This is a genomic window from Nemorincola caseinilytica (assembly GCF_039540515.1).
Taxonomy (GTDB): domain Bacteria; phylum Bacteroidota; class Bacteroidia; order Chitinophagales; family Chitinophagaceae; genus Nemorincola; species Nemorincola caseinilytica.
Genome location: NZ_BAABFA010000009.1, coordinates 65631 through 83587, shown reverse-complemented (window position 1 = coordinate 83587; position 17957 = coordinate 65631). Strand labels below are relative to the sequence as shown.

12 protein-coding genes are annotated in these 17957 nt (G+C 54.9%); 3 read left to right on the top strand and 9 right to left on the bottom strand.

Going from position 1 to position 17957, the window contains the following annotated elements; all coding sequences use genetic code 11:
• Positions 1 to 92: 92 nt before the first annotated feature.
• The 3 genes from ABD843_RS06915 to ABD843_RS06905 form a co-directional block, all read right to left on the bottom strand.
• Positions 93 to 1916, bottom strand: a complete 1824-nt coding sequence (locus tag ABD843_RS06915; RefSeq protein WP_345080556.1) for a tetratricopeptide repeat protein — start codon at positions 1914 to 1916, stop codon at positions 93 to 95.
• 79 nt (positions 1917 to 1995) lie between these two features.
• Complete coding sequence (locus ABD843_RS06910) at positions 1996 to 2388, bottom strand: hypothetical protein (RefSeq protein WP_345080553.1); 393 nt, start codon at positions 2386 to 2388, stop codon at positions 1996 to 1998.
• A gap of 32 nt (positions 2389 to 2420) precedes the next feature.
• A complete protein-coding gene (locus ABD843_RS06905) occupies positions 2421 to 2924 on the bottom strand; it encodes a dihydrofolate reductase (RefSeq protein ID WP_345080550.1) in 504 nt (167 codons plus the stop codon).
• A 67-nt stretch (positions 2925 to 2991) separates the two neighbouring features.
• On the opposite strand from ABD843_RS06905, the gene priA reads away from it, so the two are divergent.
• The 3 genes from priA (at position 2992) to ABD843_RS06890 (ending at position 8326) form a co-directional block, all read left to right on the top strand.
• Positions 2992 to 5460: a replication restart helicase PriA gene (gene priA, locus ABD843_RS06900; protein WP_345080547.1), complete on the top strand. Its 2469-nt coding sequence runs from the start codon at positions 2992 to 2994 to the stop codon at positions 5458 to 5460.
• 148 nt (positions 5461 to 5608) lie between these two features.
• Positions 5609 to 6985, top strand: a complete 1377-nt coding sequence (locus ABD843_RS06895) for a LutB/LldF family L-lactate oxidation iron-sulfur protein (protein WP_345080544.1) — start codon at positions 5609 to 5611, stop codon at positions 6983 to 6985.
• 6 nt (positions 6986 to 6991) lie between these two features.
• Positions 6992 to 8326 (top strand): polysaccharide deacetylase family protein, encoded by a 1335-nt coding sequence (locus ABD843_RS06890; RefSeq protein ID WP_345080541.1) that lies wholly within the window; start codon positions 6992 to 6994, stop codon positions 8324 to 8326.
• Here the strand turns inward: ABD843_RS06890 and ABD843_RS06885 are convergent.
• From ABD843_RS06885 to ABD843_RS06860, 6 genes are all read right to left on the bottom strand, one after another.
• Positions 8304 to 9029, bottom strand: a complete 726-nt coding sequence (locus ABD843_RS06885; RefSeq protein WP_345080538.1) for a class I SAM-dependent DNA methyltransferase — start codon at positions 9027 to 9029, stop codon at positions 8304 to 8306. The two genes, ABD843_RS06890 and ABD843_RS06885, sit on opposite strands and share 23 nt — an antisense overlap.
• A gap of 13 nt (positions 9030 to 9042) precedes the next feature.
• Positions 9043 to 10080 (bottom strand): CgeB family protein, encoded by a 1038-nt coding sequence (locus ABD843_RS06880; RefSeq protein WP_345080535.1) that lies wholly within the window; start codon positions 10078 to 10080, stop codon positions 9043 to 9045.
• Positions 10043 to 11422 (bottom strand): hypothetical protein, encoded by a 1380-nt coding sequence (locus tag ABD843_RS06875; protein ID WP_345080532.1) that lies wholly within the window; start codon positions 11420 to 11422, stop codon positions 10043 to 10045. Before ABD843_RS06875 ends, ABD843_RS06880 begins: the two co-directional genes overlap by 38 nt.
• Positions 11423 to 11553: 131 nt before the next feature.
• Positions 11554 to 15084, bottom strand: coding sequence for a chromosome segregation protein SMC (smc, locus tag ABD843_RS06870; protein WP_345080529.1), 3531 nt, complete (start codon positions 15082 to 15084; stop codon positions 11554 to 11556).
• Positions 15085 to 15286: 202 nt separating this feature from the next.
• Positions 15287 to 17524 carry a TonB-dependent receptor gene (locus ABD843_RS06865; RefSeq protein WP_345080525.1) on the bottom strand — a complete coding sequence of 746 codons (2238 nt, stop codon included), beginning with the start codon at positions 17522 to 17524 and terminating at the stop codon, positions 15287 to 15289.
• Entirely contained in the window at positions 17517 to 17873 is a 357-nt protein-coding gene (locus tag ABD843_RS06860) for a heavy-metal-associated domain-containing protein (protein ID WP_345080522.1), read from the bottom strand. The genes ABD843_RS06865 and ABD843_RS06860 overlap by 8 nt, the downstream gene beginning before the upstream one ends.
• Positions 17874 to 17957: the final 84 nt, after the last annotated feature.

Below are 17957 nucleotides of genomic sequence, written 5' to 3'. Positions count from 1 at the left end.
TTTATCTGACGACCGGGGTACCGGTCGTTTTTCTTTTGGGTAAAGGGGGGAAAGTTGTTAGTGCTGTGTAGTATAGCCGATGCAGGGACACATTACTGTATACCTTGGGCCTTCATCTCGTTCAGCCGCTGGCGGGCCGTCTGCACCCATGTGCTGCCGGGATAGTCTATTATCAGTTGTTCGTAGTGCTTCCTGGCCTCCTGCGGCTGGTGCAGGTAGTTGTAGTATATCTCGGCCGTCATGTATACGGCATCATCGCCCAGTACATCCTTGCCATACTTGTCCACCACTGTTTTCAGGTGCTCCAGCGCACGGGTATACTCGTGGTGCTTCACGGCTATGCGTGCACGCATCATCACCAGGTCGTCGTTCAGCGGATGCTTGGGAAAGGCTGTAGAGATACTGTCCACCAATGCTTCTGCCTCCTTGTCCTTGTTCTGGAACAGCAGCAGCCCTGCATAGGCGAACCTGTGCAGCGGTACGGTATTGCTGTCCTCCACATTTTCGGTTATCAGTACCGACAGGTCTATCGCATCGTTCGATATGAGGTTGGAAGTGCCCGACTTCAGTATGCCCAGTTGCTTCTGTGCCAGCTCGAAGTCGCCCATATAGTAGGCCAGCCGCGCATTGCGAAAGCGGGCATCCTCGCCCATCACATCCTGTTTAAAGTCCTTATCTACCTGGCTGTATGTGAGCGAGGCATCCCACATGCGCCCCTGCAGCAGGTAATAGTCGCCCAGTTGCAGCTTGAAGATGCCCATCATATTGCGGCGGGTGTCGGGTTCGGCTATGGCGCGTTTCAGTATCTCTATGGCGCGTTTTACATTATTGCCATACTCGGCATGCAGCCTGGCATATTCCGATGCCGTGAGTTGTGTATAGTACTTGGGGTACTGCACCATAAAGCTGTCGTACAGTGCGGCCAGCGCGGCCACATCCTCGGGTTTGCGCTCATTGTTATCCTGCAGGCGTTCCAGCGCAGCCGTCAGCTTTTCGCTGCGTGCCAGCATATAATATGGCTGGTCTTTGCCCTTGGCTATTATATCGTCAAATGCTTTGTCGGCTATCTCATATTTATTTGCGGCCACTGCCGTGCGCGCCAGGTCCATTATGCGCTTGCCGTTCTCGCGGTTGCGCTCGTCTATGGCCTGTATCTGTATCAGTGCGCCATCCCAGTCGTCCTTTTGCGTGTACACCCATGTCAGTATCTCGCCATAGTAAGTATTCTCAGGTTCCTGGTTCAGCTTTTTTATGATGGCCTTCTGTACCAGTTGCAGCTTTTTGGTATCGGCGCCTATCATTTCCAGCAGCAGTTCTTTGGCATTATCGGCCGTGGTGAAAACACTTGGCCCGCCGCGCAGCAGCGCATCTACGGCCCTGTCCACATTACCCAGCTTGTTGTACAGCATGGCCAGTTGCCTGCCATACATGGGCGGGTGGCCCAGGCGCTGCAATGCGGTCTCATAGGTGAGTACGGCATAGTCGTCATGCCCTATCTCAGAGAACGCCTTGGCTATATTGTTGGTAAAGATGTCGTCCCCGTTTATCATGCGCAGCACACTGTCGTACTGCACTTTGGCCTTGTCGGGTTTGCCCGCTTTCTCATATACCTGCCCCAGGTCCATGTTCATGTTGGGGTCGGGTGGCCATTTGGGCGCTAGTGCCGCCTTTTTCTCCACTATCTTCTCTGCCACCTTGAACTTGCCCGCCTCGAAGAGCACATCCAGGTATTCGTCATAGAACGAATCGGGCGCTTTTTTGTAAAGCTCCTCATATATAGGCAGGGCCTTGTCGTAGTTCTTTTCTACAGCCAGCTTGCGTGCCTCATCTGCGCTCTGCGCATGCGTTGCACCGGCCGTTGCAGTAAACAACAGCGCCAGTGAGGCTACTTTCAATATATGAGTAAGCACAGCCATTTTCGAGCGGTCTCAAATGTAGGATTTATTATCGTTCGCCATCCTTAGAGAAAAGATAAAATATGAGCATCCCCCGGGCTCAGTAGCTCACCACAAAATGCTGTTTCTCTTTGAATTCGGGCTTGCTTATCAGCAGGCCCATACCGTAGAGGTCTATGCTCATACTTACTCCGGCATTTGCGCATAGCGCATCCCATGCATGTGTATGTGCAGCGGTATCGTGTATACCGGGTACGGCTATCATGCTGCCTGCCTGCAATGCAGGTAAATGCTGCGTTACCTGCTTGCCCCATGCAGCGGGCTCACCCGTCAGCAATATCACCGGGCAGCCATAGTGTTCGCGAATGCGCATCAGCAACCGTTCGTACTTGCTGCCGGGCAGGGCTGCCGTATGCGGGCTCTGCGTCACATTTTCTACAAAGGCATATACAAAGGGCGAGTGCGTACCATGGCGGCCCTTTGCCACCATCATGTATCGCAGACGTTGTGCAATGGCATGCAGGCTCATAGCTCTATGCGCTCGTATAGCTCAAAGGTGTGGTCGTGGGGGTTCTTCTCATCGGCATTGTGGTGCTCGCTCCAGGTCAGCTTCCAGTGGGTGTGGTCCACATCGGGGAAGAACACATCGGCATCGGGAACGGTGGTGTGTATGCGGGTTATATACATCTTGTCGGCCACCGGCATGGTCTCTTCAAATATGCGGCCACCGCCTATTATGCAGGCCTCTTCCACGTTCATGGTCTCCAGGTGGGCAATGGCATCTTTTATGTGGTGGAAAAGCAGTACCCCCTCGGGCAGTTGCAGGTCCTTCTGGCCCGATAGTACTACGTTCAGCCTGCCGGGCAGTGGCTTGCCCATAGAGTCGTAGGTCTTGCGTCCCATTATCACGGGTTTGCCCATGGTGGTGCGCTTGAAGAACTTCAGGTCGTTGGGCATATGCCAGGGCAATGCGTTGTTCCTGCCTATGGCATTATTATCTGCTACCGCTACTACGAATGAAAGGATCATATATCTGGACCACAAAAGTAAAGATATATGCCGAGGTTGCGCAGCCGTTCTTTGCTGCTCTGGCATAATGCAGTTACTTTGCTGTACGCCCATGTTCGCCGATGTTATTTTGCCGCTCAACCTGCCACAGGTACTCACATATGGGGTGCCTGTAGACCTGCACCACCGCCTACGGGTGGGTATGCGGGTAGAGGTAGCGCTGGGCAAGAACAAGCAGTACGCGGCCATAGTAGAGCGCCTGCACCACGAAAAGCCACAGGCCTACCAGGTGCGCCCTATACGCGCCATCATAGATGAGCAGCCGGTGGTCACCGAAAAGCAACTGCAGTTCTGGCGGTGGGTGGCCAACTACTATATGGCCGCGCCCGGCGAGGTGATGCAGGCCGCACTGCCTGCTCACATGAAACTGGCCGGCGAGACCCGCCTGCAATGGGCCGGCGATGATAGCATAATATATGACTGGAGCGATGCTGCCCACAAGGCTGCCGAGGCACTGCGAAGCCGCCAGGAGCTAACGATAAGCGAGCTGCGCGAGATAGTAGGCACCTATGGCTTTGCCGCAGCCCTGAGCGAGCTGCTGGAAAAAGAGGCTGTCGCCATAAACGAGGCACTGGAAAGCGACTACAAGCCCCGCCGCGAAAAGGTGGTACGACTGGCTGACATTTACAGCGAAGAAAAAGAACTGGTAAAGCTCTTCGACCAGCTATCACGCGCACCCAAACAGTTACAATTACTGATGGCCTATACCGAGCTGAACAGGAAACAGCACGGCATAGTAAAACAGCAGGAGCTATTGGAGCGCGCGCAGGCATCGGCAGCGCAGCTAAAGGCCCTTACCGATAAAGGTATATTCATAGTGCAGGAGCAGAATGTGGACCGCCTGCCCGATAATGCCGGGGTCACGGCGCAGGAGATAACCTTTACCTCCGCTCAGCAGGCCGCCTATGATGCCCTGAACAAGGGGCTGGAAGAAAAGAACGTATGCCTGCTGCACGGTGTTACCGGCAGTGGCAAAACACTGCTCTATGTAAGCAAGATACTGGAATGCCTGGCAGCAGGCAGGCAGGCCATACTGCTGCTGCCGGAGATAGCCCTTACTACCCAACTGGTGCGCAGGCTGCTCTCCTACTTTGGTAGCGAGCTGGGTGTATACCACTCGCACTTCAGCAACAACGAGCGGGTAGAGATATGGGAGAAAGTGCGCCGTGGCACCTACAAGGTGGTGGCAGGGCCACGATCGACACTGTGGCTGCCCTATAGCGATGTGGGCCTGATAATAGTGGACGAGGAACACGACCCATCGTACAAGCAGCGCGACCCCGCACCGCGCTTCCATGCCCGGGATGCGGCCATATACATGGCGGCCATGCACAATGCCAGGGTGATACTGGGATCGGCCACGCCATCGGTAGAGTCGCTATACAATGTGCAACAGGCCAAGTATGCCTATGTGCCGCTGAAGGAACGCTACCAGGGCGCTGCCCTGCCACAGATACAGGTGATAGATGCGCGGTCGCTGGCGGTGGTAAAGGGCATCGGTATAAAGCTGCTCACCCCCGAGCTGATAGATGCCATAAAGAGCGCCCTGCAGCAAAGGCGGCAGGTGATACTCTTCCAGAACAGGCGGGGCTATGTGCCCTTCATGATGTGTACCAGTTGCGGGTGGACGCCCAAGTGCCGCAACTGCGATGTGTCGCTCACCTATCATAAGAGTACCGATAAGCTGCACTGCCACTACTGCGGCTTCAAGGCCCCGGTGATGCATGCCTGCCCTTACTGCGGCAGCGAGGGCATAGCCGGCAAGACCTATGGCACGCAGAAGATAGAGGAAGAGATACAGCAGACCTTCCCCGATGCCCGTGTGGCCCGCATGGATGTGGACAGCATGAGAGGGAAGAACAGCATATCGGAGCTCTTTGGCAAGCTGGAGAAACGCAAGGTAGATATACTGGTAGGTACCCAGATGGTGGTAAAGGGGCTGGACCTCGAGGCCGTATCTCTTGTGGGTGTCATCAGTGCAGACAGCCTGCTCACCTTCCCCGACTTCCGGGTGAACGAGCGGGCATTTCAACTGATGGAGCAGGTGAGCGGTCGTGCCGGTCGTGCCGATGGCAATGGTACCATGCTCATACAGGCATACAACACACAGCACCCCGTGCTGAAGTGGGTGCGCGACCACGATGTGGCCGCCTTTTACCGCAACGAGATAAAGAACCGCGAGCATTTTTTCTACCCCCCTTATAGCCGCATCATTCGCATACTCTTTCGCCATGCGCAGGAAGAGAAGGCCGCCGCCGCCGCGCAGATGATGGCCGATGGCCTGGCCACCGTGCCGGGCATAGTGGTACAAGGCCCGGGGCCTGCCATCATACCGCGTGTGCGCAACTTATACATACGCGAGATATGGATAAAATGCCCCCGCGATAATAAGCTCATAGACTCCCTGCGCACCTTCCTGAAGGCCCAGCGCCAGCACATCACAGCCACCAAAGGCTACACAAGTGTGCAGGTAGCTTTTGATGTGGATCCTATGTGATGCCCCTCATCATTTTCCATATCACAGGCACTACCAGGAATTCATTATATTTTGTAGGTTTGTATAAGCCCCTCCGATATGTATCTGCGCCACTGCACAGATAGCAGCATGTGTGTACCTTCGCTGTACTTTTTATTTTTTTGTATAAATGGCCGATCAGCACAACATATTTCTCGCGAAAAGCGAGGTAAAAGCAGGCGACCTTGAGCACAAGCGCAAGGTGGCTTTCAACATACAGAAGTACAACGACAGCGTAGTGAAAGGCAAGCGCCAGTTCACCGAGCTGGAACTGGCCCGCCAGAAAGCCAAGAACATAAAGTGGAAGACCATAGAACAACTGGATGTATACCTGGAGCAGTTCGAGAAAAAATTCACGGCCAATGGCGGCAGGCTCATATGGGCCGAGACCATAGAAGAGGCACAGCAGGCCATACTGCAGATATGCCGCGAAAAGAACACCACGCAGGTGGTAAAGGCCAAATCGATGGTGACCGAGGAGATACACCTCAATCACTTCCTGGAGCAGAACGGCATATCATCGGTAGAGACCGACCTGGGCGAGTACATTCAGCAGCTCGATGGCGAACCGCCCTACCATATAGTGACGCCCGCCATGCACAAGAGCAAGGAGGATGTGGCACGCCTTTTCCACGACAAGCTGGGTACCGACCCCAACCTCACCCCTTCGGAGATAACCATGGTGGCACGGCACAACCTGCGCAGCAAGTACACGGCAGCACAGGTGGGCATCACCGGCGGCAACTTCCTGCTGGCCGATGTGGGTGGCGTATGCGTTACCGAGAACGAGGGCAACGGCCGCCTCTGCAGCGCTTTCCCCCGCACGCACATAGCTATAGTGGGCATAGAGAAGATGCTGCCATCCATCAACGATCTGCCACTGTTCTGGCCGTTGCTGGCCACCTATGGCACAGGCCAGCAGGTAACGGTGTACAACAGCATATTCACCGGCCCCCGCAAGGACAAGGAGACCGATGGCCCCGACGAGATGTATGTGATACTGCTGGACAATGGCCGTACCGGCCTGCTGCGCAAAGAGGTGCGCGAAAGCATGTACTGTATACGCTGCGGCTCCTGCCTCAATGCCTGCCCGGTGTACAAGAACATAGGCGGGCATGCATATGGCACTACCTATAGTGGCCCCATAGGCAGCGTGGTATCGCCACATATGGCGGGCATGAACGAGTACAAGCACCTCAGCTATGCATCGAGCCTGTGCGGCAATTGCACAGAGGTATGCCCGCTGAAGATAAACATACACGAGATGCTGCTGGAGAACCGCAAGATAGCGGTAGAGCAGAACCTCAACGGCTTTAAAGAGCATGTGGTATGGGCCCTGTGGGAGCGTGCCATGCTCAGCCGCACCATACTGAATGCCGCAGGCACCGGCATAAAGAACAAGGTGGTGAACAGCATGTTCAAAGACACATGGGCAAAACACCGCTCCGGCCTGCATTTCGCAGAGCGTTCCTTCAACAAGATGTGGAAAGAACGAAACACTAAATAAACGCGCATGGAAACCATAGTTGTATATAGCCCCCATAGCAGCCCGCGCCTGGCATATGTGCTGGACTGGCTGATGAGGGAGCGATGGCAGCTACGGTATCGTATGGTACACAACAGGCGCGATGCCGAAGGGCATGCCTGCATCATATCTTACGGAGAAGCACTTCCCGGCAGCATATCCATACCTGCGGCGGGCCTGCTTACGCGTACAGGTACAGCGGCCGAGGACCCCGCCACCGGCACATGGCACAATATACCCACCCTCTATGCCACCGGCGATAAAGGGTATACCCTGCCGTTCGATGCGCTGTCGGCCATGTTCTACCTGCTGTCGCGGTACGAAGAGTACGGCCCCTACACGCCCGATAAGCATGGGCGCTACCCCGCTACGGCCAGCATACTGCACAGGCAGGGTATACTGCACAGGCCGGTAGTAGATGAATGGGCGCATGCCATATACCTGCTGATGCAGGAGACATGGAAGAAAGACCTGCCGGCACAGCCCTTCACCTTTCGTCCTACCTACGATATAGACATGGCCTACTCGCACCTGTACAAGGGTGTACGGCGCATAGCGGGCGCCTATATACGCGCCCTGCTGCGTATAGACATCAGGCAGATAAGCCTGCGCACACAGGTACTGAAGAAAAAACAGAAAGATCCCTACGACTCCTTTCGCTGGCTGCGGCAATTGCATAAGGAGTACGGTTTCTCACCGCTCTACTTTGTGCTGTCTGCCACACGCACTACCCGGTTCGATAAGAACATACACCCCACGCACCCGGCCATGGTGCGCATCATAAAGAACCTGATGCGCGATGGCAGCATAGGTATACACCCGTCCTACTATTCGCAGCAGGGCGATACCCTGCACCGCGAAAAGTCTACGCTGGAACAGGTGGCCGGGCGCAGCACCACCATATCGCGCCAGCACTATATACGCGCAGTGCTGCCGCATACCTACCGCATGCTGCTGCACAACAATATAGCCGACGATCATAGTATGGGCTATGGCTCGCACCTGGGTTTTCGCGCAGGCACGGGCAGCTCCTTCCTGTGGTACGATATAGAGCATGAGGCTGTTACCACACTGCGTATACACCCCTTCTGTTTCATGGATAGCACCGCCCATTACGAGGCCGGTCATACTGCTGCGCAGGCCTTTGAAAAGCTCGATGCCATGTGCCGCATACTGCAGCGCACCGGCAGTACGCTTATCACGGTGTTTCACAATTTTTCCCTGGGTACCGATGAGGAATGGAAAGGCTGGCGTGCGGCTTACGAGCATTTCATGCAGCAGCAGGCTGCCGGTGAGGGCGCTACTTACGAGCCACCCCTATGATGTTCTGTGTGAAGATGCCGCGCGGGCTGCCGGTCTCTACCATCTTCCAGAATTTCAGCTTCCACACCATGAATTTCCACAGCACATAGCGAACGGTAGAAGTAAGGCCGTGCGGTACGGGCCCGGTAGGGTAGCAGCTCACATCAGAGAAGCCCGTGTTCAGCATCACCTGGCGAATGGAGCTTTCGGTATAGGCCATCTCGTGCGTGTAGTCGCCGTAGAAAATAGAGGTATAGAAAAATCCCTGTCCGTTGGGCACCTGCATGATGAAGGTGCCTCCCTCTCGTAGTACACGGCTTATCTCTATCAGTATCTCGAAGACCTCATCGCGGGTGAAGTGCTCTATCACATCCTTCGCTATTATGGCATCATACTTGTCCTTGCTTTCGCGAAGAAAGGTGATAAGGTCGCCACAGTGCAGGTTCCTGATGCCCATACTGCGGCCTTTCTCTATCTGCTCTGCCGATACATCTATACCTGCCGCGTTCGCATAGCCCAGCTGCTGTATATGCCATACGAAGTTGCCATCGCCGCAGCCTATGTCCAGTATACGCGCCTGCTTGTCGGCGGGCAGGTGCCTGCAGTAGTAGTGGTTCAGCGCGGGGGCATATGCCTTTATACGTTCCAGCGACATCTCGCCATACAGGTTCTTGTTATGATTGCTGATGTAGTTGTCGTAAATGATCTTTTTGTACTTATCCATTGTGGCCGGGGCGTTAATGCTTAGAAAGATGATCGATGATGAAGGCCGCGCGCGCATCCAGCGAATGCTCTGCCATGGCCCTCTTGTGTCCGGCTATTCTTATGCTTTCCCTTGCCGCACCATCGGCTAGGTAGCGCTGCACTTGTGCTGCCATTTCCTCGGGCCCGTCAAAGAATGCCGCCTCCTCTTCTTCCCGGTAATATAGTACAGATTCTTCATTCCGCTCGTGCAGCATGAAGCCCGATGCCCCGGGTATATGAAAGGTGCGGGAGGTGATGAGATCGCCCGATGAGGAGCCCGCTATCTTCTCAGACAGTATGCCCAGGTTTATGGTAGAACATTGTATGGCCAGGGCATACAGGTCACCTACTATGGGCTTGCCCTGTACGCACGCGCGCAGGGCAGGGTCTGTGACCCTGTGCCACTGGTCGCCCCATACCTTCAGCTTTATGCCGGGCACCTTGTGTACCAGGTGTGTGAGCCACTGCTCTTTCTTCGGAGACCATGTACCTATGAAGGAGGCATCGCAACTGAATATGGCCCGCTCTTCGGGGCCAATGGCGATGAACGGCCTATGTATATCGGGGTCGAAGCCATGGGGGATGAACATGGCGTTCTTTACCTTGTACTGCTCCTGCATATCGCGTATGCCGAAGGTCTTGGTGGTGAAAATGGTATCGTATACGGGTATGGATGCGGGTATGTGCGGCCCGTGCGCGGTCGTGCTCACATCGGGGTAGAAGAGCACCGTGCGGCAACCTTTCTCTTGCGCATAGCGCAGTGTTTCGGGCAATACGAAAACGCCCTTATACACCAGCAGCACACCCGGCTGAAAAGTGTCTATGCTTTTGCGGATGGTGGTATTGAACTCGCGCACCTGCATGGGGCGCAGAAAACGCTCCATCGTCTTGATGGTGCGGTTGCTGGTGCGCAGGCTCACATGGTAGAACTCGTCCACCACTTCTATAAAGGCCCCTGCGCGTGAGAACGCCCGGAACAGCCCGCCGGCATTGCTACCCCTCCATAGCGGGCCTACGTTGAGAATGCGCATACAGCGATGTGTATATTTTTTTCACGATAAATATAGTAAGATAGGTAGAGCAGAAGGTAATGAATATCTGCAGGTCGGCGCCGATACCCAGTATGGCATAGAAAAGCAGGTAGCCGCCCCACAGCACACCCATCACATTATAGGGCGATCCATTGAATTCGGCAGCGTTCCAGAACATGGCCAGTACCGCGCCAAAGAAGAGACAGCCCAATGCCACGCCTATCCACCCGAAATCGAGAAAGAACTGGCCCGGTATGGACATGTTGATGGAGTTGTTGGCCCTGCCCGTCTGTGCCGATATAGCGGCAACACCTATCTCCAGCGCGAACCATGCACCTATCTCGATAGTGGGTTTTTCGGGCCACAGCACCCTGGGGATGAAGGCAAATATCAGTGGTGCGGATGCCTCTCCATTATAGTGGCCATTGCGCTCTACCAGCTTGCACACGTTAGATATCTGGGCGATGTTACCTCCCCTGATAAGAAGGCTGTTTCGGTCAGAGTTCTGCGTGGATGAGATAGTATAGGATGGCGCCACTTCTTCTACAGGATTGGTGAATGTGTCGATAAAGTGCGACCTGTTTGCACCCAGGTTGCCGAATACCGTAGAGAACGCGATGACCACCACCGCCATAGGTATGACCCGGTAGCTGAACAGGTAACGTATACTGCCCAGGCCTATGAAGTACCCGCCAAAGAACACGATGAAGGGCGTGGCAAGGTCGATACGCAGAAAGCCCTGGAAGAGCGCCACTGTGGCCAGTGCAGCACATATGCCCATGGCGTAATTGCGGTAGAGCAGCGTGCCCTGCTTGCCCCATAGCCTGGCAAAAAGCAGTACGCTCATGATACTGGACAGGGCGAACAGTTTCTGAACACCGCCCGATATGAAGTTGAGGTCGATGAAAGTACCCGATAGCCTGAGCATACAAAGCCCTATAGATACCCAAAAGATATTGCGGAGCGCCCTGGGGCTATCGACTATTATGGAAAGACTGGGAAATGACCGCTTGGCGAACATCTCGTAACCTATGAAGATGAACGAACACCCCACAGACCACACAAGGGCGGCCTCATTGAGATGCGGGGCAGAGACATAGTAATACATGGAGCTCGAATCGACCCCGTGCTTCACCACTTTGGAAGCAAAGCTGGCATTACCCAGTGTGATGATGACCACCCCTGCCGCAAATGCCGATATCACGTTTATCTTACGCCCCGCCGCCGCCGATACGGCTATAGTGGTCATGGAGTGAACGATGAGCATTATCGATACCAGTACCGGGTCGTTAATGGTGCCGACAAAAACATGCAGTATAAGAAAGATAATATGTAGGCCCACTCTAAAAACTCCTTTTCATGTGCCGTAAATGCTAAAGGGGACGTACACTATACGGCAAACTCAAAATTACTCATAATTGCCGATACTGCCCCGCGAAAACAGGGCAGTGCCGGCAATAGCTCACAATTCTTTTAATTGAGGCTGCGGAAATCGACAGGCACCAACTTGCTCACACCGGGCTCCTGCATGGTCACACCATATATCACATCCACTGCGGCCATGGTCTGCTTGTTGTGGGTAACGATGATGAACTGCGAATTGTCTGAGAACTTGCGGATCATCTGCGTGAATTTGCCCACGTTGGCATCGTCCAGCGGCGCGTCCACCTCATCCAGTATACAGAAGGGCGCAGGCTTTATGAGGTATATGGCGAACAGGAAGGCCGTAGACGTAAGCGTCTTCTCCCCTCCCGATAGCTGGGTAAGGGTGCTCGGCTTCTTGCCCTTGGGCTGTGCGTATATCTCTATGCCGCTGTCGGCTATATTGTCGGGGTCGGTAAGGCGCAGGTCACAGTTGTCCTCGGCCGTGAAGAGGGCCTTGAACACCTGTATGAAGTTCTCCCGTACCATATCGAATGTCTCGCGAAACTTGCTGTTGGCGGTATTCTCTACCTCTTCTATGGTAGACAGCAGCGAGTCTTTGGCATTCACCAGGTCGTCTCTCTGCTCTACTATGAAGTCGTGGCGCACCTTCATTTCGCCGAAGGCCTCTATGGCAGTAGGGTTCACCTCGCCCATGTTCTCCAGCCGTTTCTTCATCTTCTCGGCATCGGCCGTCAGCTCTTCTATGCTCAGCTCACCGGTACGCGGCTGGTCCAGTATATCGTCCAGCTGCACCTTGAACTCTATGGCCAGCCTTTCGCTCATGCCTGCCACCTGCAGCTTCATGCTGCTCAGCTTGTCCTTTATGCTGTTCAGCAGGGTCTCGGCATGGTCTTTCTCGCGGCGTTTCTGGTTCAGGTTGCTTTCCTGGGCGCTTATGGTATTGCGCATCTCGTAGTAGGCGCGGTCCTTTTCGTTCAGCTCCTTCTCTTCGGTCTCCTTACGGCTCAGTAGCTCATACAGCTCATTATCGCCGCTGTGCAGGGTTTTGCCTGTCTCTTCCAGTTGTGCGCTTACCTGCTGCAGTTGCTCGGTATTGGTGGTCACCTGGCGGTTCAGGTCGGCCAGTTGGTTGGTACGGAACTGCAGTTCCTGCTTCAGGTTGTCCAGCTTGCTCTGCTGGCGCGCTACGGCCAGGTTCTGGTCGTTGTACTGGCGGGTGGCATCGTTGAATGCCTGCTCTACCTTGCGGAACTCCTCTTCTGCGCCCTGTATCTTCTCTTGCAGCCCGTGCAGCTCGCTCGTTATTGCTTCCAGCGCATCGCGCGTATCCTGTATGCTTTCGTGTGTAGCATCCAGCTGATCCTGTATCTCGGCCAGGCGCTTGTCGCCGTTCTGGTTCAGGTGTTCGAAGTTCTCTATCCTGTGGCCCAGGTTCACTATATGGTTCTGCAGGGTGTTCACATCGCGGCGGCCCTGCTCTATGGCCTTGTCGTTCAGTTCTGTATTGAAGCCTGCTATCAGTGTCTGTGTGTCCGATATCTGCTGTTTCAGCGCTGCGGTAGTGGCCGTCAGTTCCTGTATCTCCTTTGCCAGTCGCTCCAGGTTCTTGGCGCGGCCTATCTTGTTGCCCTCGAAGAGGCCCACCGATCCGCCGCCCAGCGTATACTTGCCGCGTACCATCTTGCCCGACCGGGCTACCAGCACCGTTCCGTTCTGCAATGCTGCGCCTGCTATATCGGTACCGTCTTCGGTCACATACACATGGCCCAGCAGTCTTTTGGCAAGGCCCGCATATTGCTCGTCCACCGTCACCACATCCAGCGCGGGTATGGCCCCTGCCGGTGCTTCTGATGTTGCAGGCTCATATGCCCCCAGGTGGTCCAGTATGAAGAAATTGGCTTTGCCCTTTTTATTGCTGTCCAGCAGCGATACCGCCTTGGCGGCCTCCTGCGGGTTGGCCACTATATAGTAGTTCAGGTAGTTGTCCAGCACGTTCTCCAGCGCGGTGCGGTATTCGTTCTTTACCACGAACACATCGCTCAGCAGTGGCGCACTGTTGTCCCACTCCTTGTTCTTCTTTAGGAATTTGATACTGTCAGGATAACCCTCCAGGCTGTCCACCAGGCTCTTCAGCAGGTCGTGCTCGTTGCGGCGGCTGTCCAGCTTGCGGTTCTCTTCCACCAGTTTGGCGCGCAGCCCTTCTATCTGCTCCTGGCTGGCCAGTATCCTGGCCTTCACCTCTTCGTGGCGGTCTATCAGCTCCTGCAGCTCGTCCTGCTTGCCTGCCAGTTTGTCTTCGGCATCGGTCTTCTCTGTGCCCAGCTGTGCTATCTGCGATGCACGCTGTGCCATCTCGGCCTGCACCTGCTGCATGCTGCGTTGCAGGTTCATCACCGATGTATCGGCTATAGCTACTTTCTTCTCGGCCTCGAACTGGCCACGCTGGCGCTGCTGGTACTCATTGCGCATCTGCTCCAGCGCCTGCTTGCCGGCATCGTATGCTTTGCGCTTCTCGTCCACGGTGGCGCGCAGGGTCTCCAGCTCGGTCTTTATCTTATCCAGTGCAGTGGCCTCTTCGGCTATCTGCTTGTCGGAGAATGTTATCGAATCTTCCAGTTGCTTCGTCTGCCCGCCTGCTCCCGCCAGGAACTCGTTCAGGTTCCTGCTGCGCTCTTCCAGGTGTTCCAGCCGCTGTGCGGCCAGTTTCTTATCGCTTTCCAGCTGGCGCAGCCTGTTCACCAGTTCGTTGAACTGTTTTTGCAGTCCGTTCAGTTCCTGCTCCCGCTCTATCATCCTCACCTTCTGCTGCTCTACCGATGCCTCTTCTGTGGCCACTATAGCCTCTAGTTGTGTACGGCGGTCGGTCTCGGCATCGTTCTGCTCGTTCAGCGTGCGGTATTGCTCGTTGAAGTGCTCCAGGCTGGCCTTTGCCAGCTCTATGCTCACCTCCTTATATTCTCCCTTTACCTGGAAGTAGCGCTCGGCTTTCTTGGCCTGGCTTTCCAGCGTGCGCAGGTTGTTGCTTATCTCGAAAAGCAGGTCCTCTATGCGCGATATATCCTGCTCGGTGGCCTCCAGCTTTTGCTTTGCCTCTTTCTTGCGTGTCTTGTAGATGGATATACCCGCTGCTTGCTCCAGCATGCGGCGGCGGCTGCCGTCCTTGTCTTTGATGATGTCATCGACCATGCCCAGTTCTATGATGGCATAGGAGTCGTTGCTGACGCCGGTATCGAGGAAGAGGTTGTGAATGTCCTTCAGGCGGCAGGTCACATCGTTCAGGCGGTATTCGCTCTCGCCGTTCTTATAGAATTTGCGGGTGATGGTAACGGTAGTGAACTCGGTAGGCAGCAGGTTGCGCGTGTTCTCGAACGTGAGCGACACCTCGGCCATGCCCGATGCATTGCGCGTGCGCGATCCGTTGAAGATCAGGTCCTCCAGGTTGTCCGATCGCAGGGCCTTTATCTTATGCTCGCCTATCACCCATCGTATGGCATCAACAATGTTCGATTTGCCACAGCCATTAGGCCCTACAATGCCCGTAATGGGATTGTCCAGTATCACATGGGTCTTGTCGGCGAACGATTTGAACCCTTTTATTTCCAGCGACTTTAGCTTCACTACACAAATTTTTTATGAGGGAAACAAAAGTAATGATAATGTGGGAAAGTTGTGGATTGATGAGCGAGTGGATGGATATATGATTTGGAGATATGGCGAACGCGCTAATTATTTATATGTTTTATTCAAATGTAGATATGAAAAGTGCCGGCAAAAGAAGATAAGATACCCTCTTGCCGGCACTCTTTGACCGCTTGAATGATCACTTTATCGCATATCGCACGCCCACATACAGCTCCCGGCCCCTAGTAGGGCCCCATACCGAGGAGAGGTCGAAGTAGGGGCCGAAGGGGTTGGTGGCGCTGATAATGGGGTCGGGCTGGCGGTAGTTCAGCAGGTTCTCGCAGCCGGCATATACGTCCAGCGTGCGCCACTTATAGGTAAGCTGCACATTGTAGCTGGCATAGGGTACCGAATACAGTGGTCTGCGGTACTCCACAGGGTTGTTGCGGGTGTCGGGCAGCCGCATGCGGTCGAACCAGTGCATATTGGCATCGGCCTGCCAGTGCTTGTTGCGCGTGGTATAAGATACCGCCGCCATGGCCCTGTTGCGCGGGTTGAAGGGCAGCATGTTCTTCCCTCCGTTCTCTATGCGGTATACATACAGGTAGTTATAGGCCGCACGCACCTCCAGCTGTTTGAAGAACGTGAGTGAGGCATCTACCTGCAGCGCATTGGACCGAGACACACCCGTAAAATTGCGGATGATGGCCCTGGTAGGGTCGCTGTCATAGTCGGGGAAGAACTGGTTGCTGAAGCGTGTGCTGTAAAAGTCGCCCGTCACCGCACCTGTCATATCTCCTGCCTCGAACCGGTAGTTGTGGCTCACGCCCCAGTTCATGGCCTGCTCAGGCTTTAATGCCTCGGCAAATACCACATCGCGCGAGCTTGCCAGCAGGTTCACCTGCTCTGCGAAGAGGTTCACCTGCCGCCAGCCCGTACCTGCCGATGCCCGCAGGGTATGGTGGTCGTTTATCACATACTTCAGCATACTGCGGGGTGTAAGGTATGCGCCCCACTGCTGGTGATGGTCCAGCCGCAGCCCGGTTATCAGGGTATACTTTTCATCCTTCCAGTGAAAGGTATTCTCAGCAAATAGGCCCGGTACCCGCAGGCGGGTATCATAGCGGCCGGCATAGGTCCTGTGCAGAAAGGTATCGGAGAAAGCGATCTGCTCGTTCAGCTCCTGGTAGCGGTAGCTGGCGCCATATTTCAGCAGGTGTTTTTCGCGCCACAGCCATTCGTGCTGCAGGTTCAGGTAGCCGCTCTGCTGCCGGGCATGGTAGCTTGTAGTACCGAACCACGACCGCTGCTGCTGCGCAAAACCCGATGCCGCCAGCGATACCGCATGGTCGTCAGAAAGACGGTAGCCTGCCTTTACATAGGCCTCGGGCTGTGTATAGTGTACGCATTGGCCATATATACTGGTGCTGCCTTCGTTCTCAGCAGGGGCATAGCCCGTCTGCCCGCCTATACGCCGCTCGCTCACTACGCGCACCATGCCCTGCAGCGACAGGCCCTTTTCCCGCTCATTGCCATAGCGCCACTTGTTCAGCGCCATGTAGCGGGTCAGCAGCGGCAGGTCCAGGAAGCCGTCATTATTGCCATCTACCTTGCCCGCAGGCTGCACCGTATGCAGCGACAGCATGGTATGCCACTTCTTGTTCCTGCCTACGGCAGTGGCCAGGTTGGCATTGGCATGTTTCTCGCCAAAGCTGTTCATGTAGCCGTTCAGCAGCAGGCGTTCGGTCTTATCGGGCTGGCGGCTCTCCATGTTTATCTGGCCGCTTATGCTCTCGTACCCCTGCAGTACCGATGTGGTACCCTTCGATACCATTATACTATTGACCAGCGTACCCGGATAGGTGCTGATACCATAGGTATAATTCAGCCCATATACCATAGGCAGTCCATCGAACAGCACCTGGTTGTACACGCCGGATAGCCCCAGTATGCGTAGCTCCTGCGCATTGGTGACAATGTTGGTGGTCTGCGGCTGCACCGATGCCTGCGTACCGAAGCAACCCGCCAGGTCACAGCAGGCGGCCTTGCTCAGTTCGCGCTGGTTTATTATCTCGGTCTGCCCTACGCTGGTGGTAGACAGGCGCGCGCCACTGCGATCGGTAATGGTGACCGTGCCGAGGTCCTTAGCATCGCGGCGCAGGGTGATGCTCACATACGTCCTATCGCCCACGGCTATAGTATCGGTCACAAAGCCCATGTTCGATGCTATCAGCCTCCGGTCCTTTATGCTGCTTACAGGCAGTTCAAAGACCCCGTTCTCATTGGCAAAGGTGGCCACATCAGTGCCCAGCCAGCGCACCATGCCGCCGGGCAATATCTCCTTGCCCTGCACCCCCTCGCCGAATAGTTTGCCCTTTATCGTCTGCGCGCCGCACATATGTGCCAGCAGCAGCAGCACAATGGTCATCCTACTCATGGGCTTTCTTTTTACGGCCGTTCTCCTTCCTCACCCTATATGGCGTACTGTTCTTGTCATCGCAGCCGGGTGTGGTCTCTATAGCTTTCTCTATCTGCTCCTGGCTGGTCACAGAGGTATGGTATACTATGGTAAAGACCGAGGTCTCTCCGTTTATACCGCTATATGTCACCTCGTCTATCCCATCATTGTTCAGCAGGCGCTTCTTTATGGTGGGCATATCATTGTTGCAGTGCAGGTTGGTCACCTTTATCACTGCGGTCTTTACGCTATCGGCCTGTGCATAGGTGGCAGGGGCAAATAGCAATAATGCAGCCATCGCTGCTATAAAAGCAAATGTCTTTTTCATTGTTTTAATGAATTACCTGATCAGTAAAATAGTTGTAGCGCCCATCTCTACACGTCACATCCCCTTTGGGGGAGGCCGGGAGGG

Coding starts and splice junctions, on each gene's coding strand:
- ABD843_RS06915 (WP_345080556.1), bottom strand. CDS start 1,916: ATGGCTGTGCTTACTCATATATTGAAAGTAGCCTCACTGGCGCTGTTG.
- ABD843_RS06910 (WP_345080553.1), bottom strand. CDS start 2,388: ATGATGGTGGCAAAGGGCCGCCATGGTACGCACTCGCCCTTTGTATAT.
- ABD843_RS06905 (WP_345080550.1), bottom strand. CDS start 2,924: ATGATCCTTTCATTCGTAGTAGCGGTAGCAGATAATAATGCCATAGGC.
- priA (WP_345080547.1), top strand. CDS start 2,992: ATGCAGTTACTTTGCTGTACGCCCATGTTCGCCGATGTTATTTTGCCG.
- ABD843_RS06895 (WP_345080544.1), top strand. CDS start 5,609: ATGGCCGATCAGCACAACATATTTCTCGCGAAAAGCGAGGTAAAAGCA.
- ABD843_RS06890 (WP_345080541.1), top strand. CDS start 6,992: ATGGAAACCATAGTTGTATATAGCCCCCATAGCAGCCCGCGCCTGGCA.
- ABD843_RS06885 (WP_345080538.1), bottom strand. CDS start 9,029: ATGGATAAGTACAAAAAGATCATTTACGACAACTACATCAGCAATCAT.
- ABD843_RS06880 (WP_345080535.1), bottom strand. CDS start 10,080: ATGCGCATTCTCAACGTAGGCCCGCTATGGAGGGGTAGCAATGCCGGC.
- ABD843_RS06865 (WP_345080525.1), bottom strand. CDS start 17,524: ATGAGTAGGATGACCATTGTGCTGCTGCTGCTGGCACATATGTGCGGC.
- ABD843_RS06860 (WP_345080522.1), bottom strand. CDS start 17,873: ATGAAAAAGACATTTGCTTTTATAGCAGCGATGGCTGCATTATTGCTA.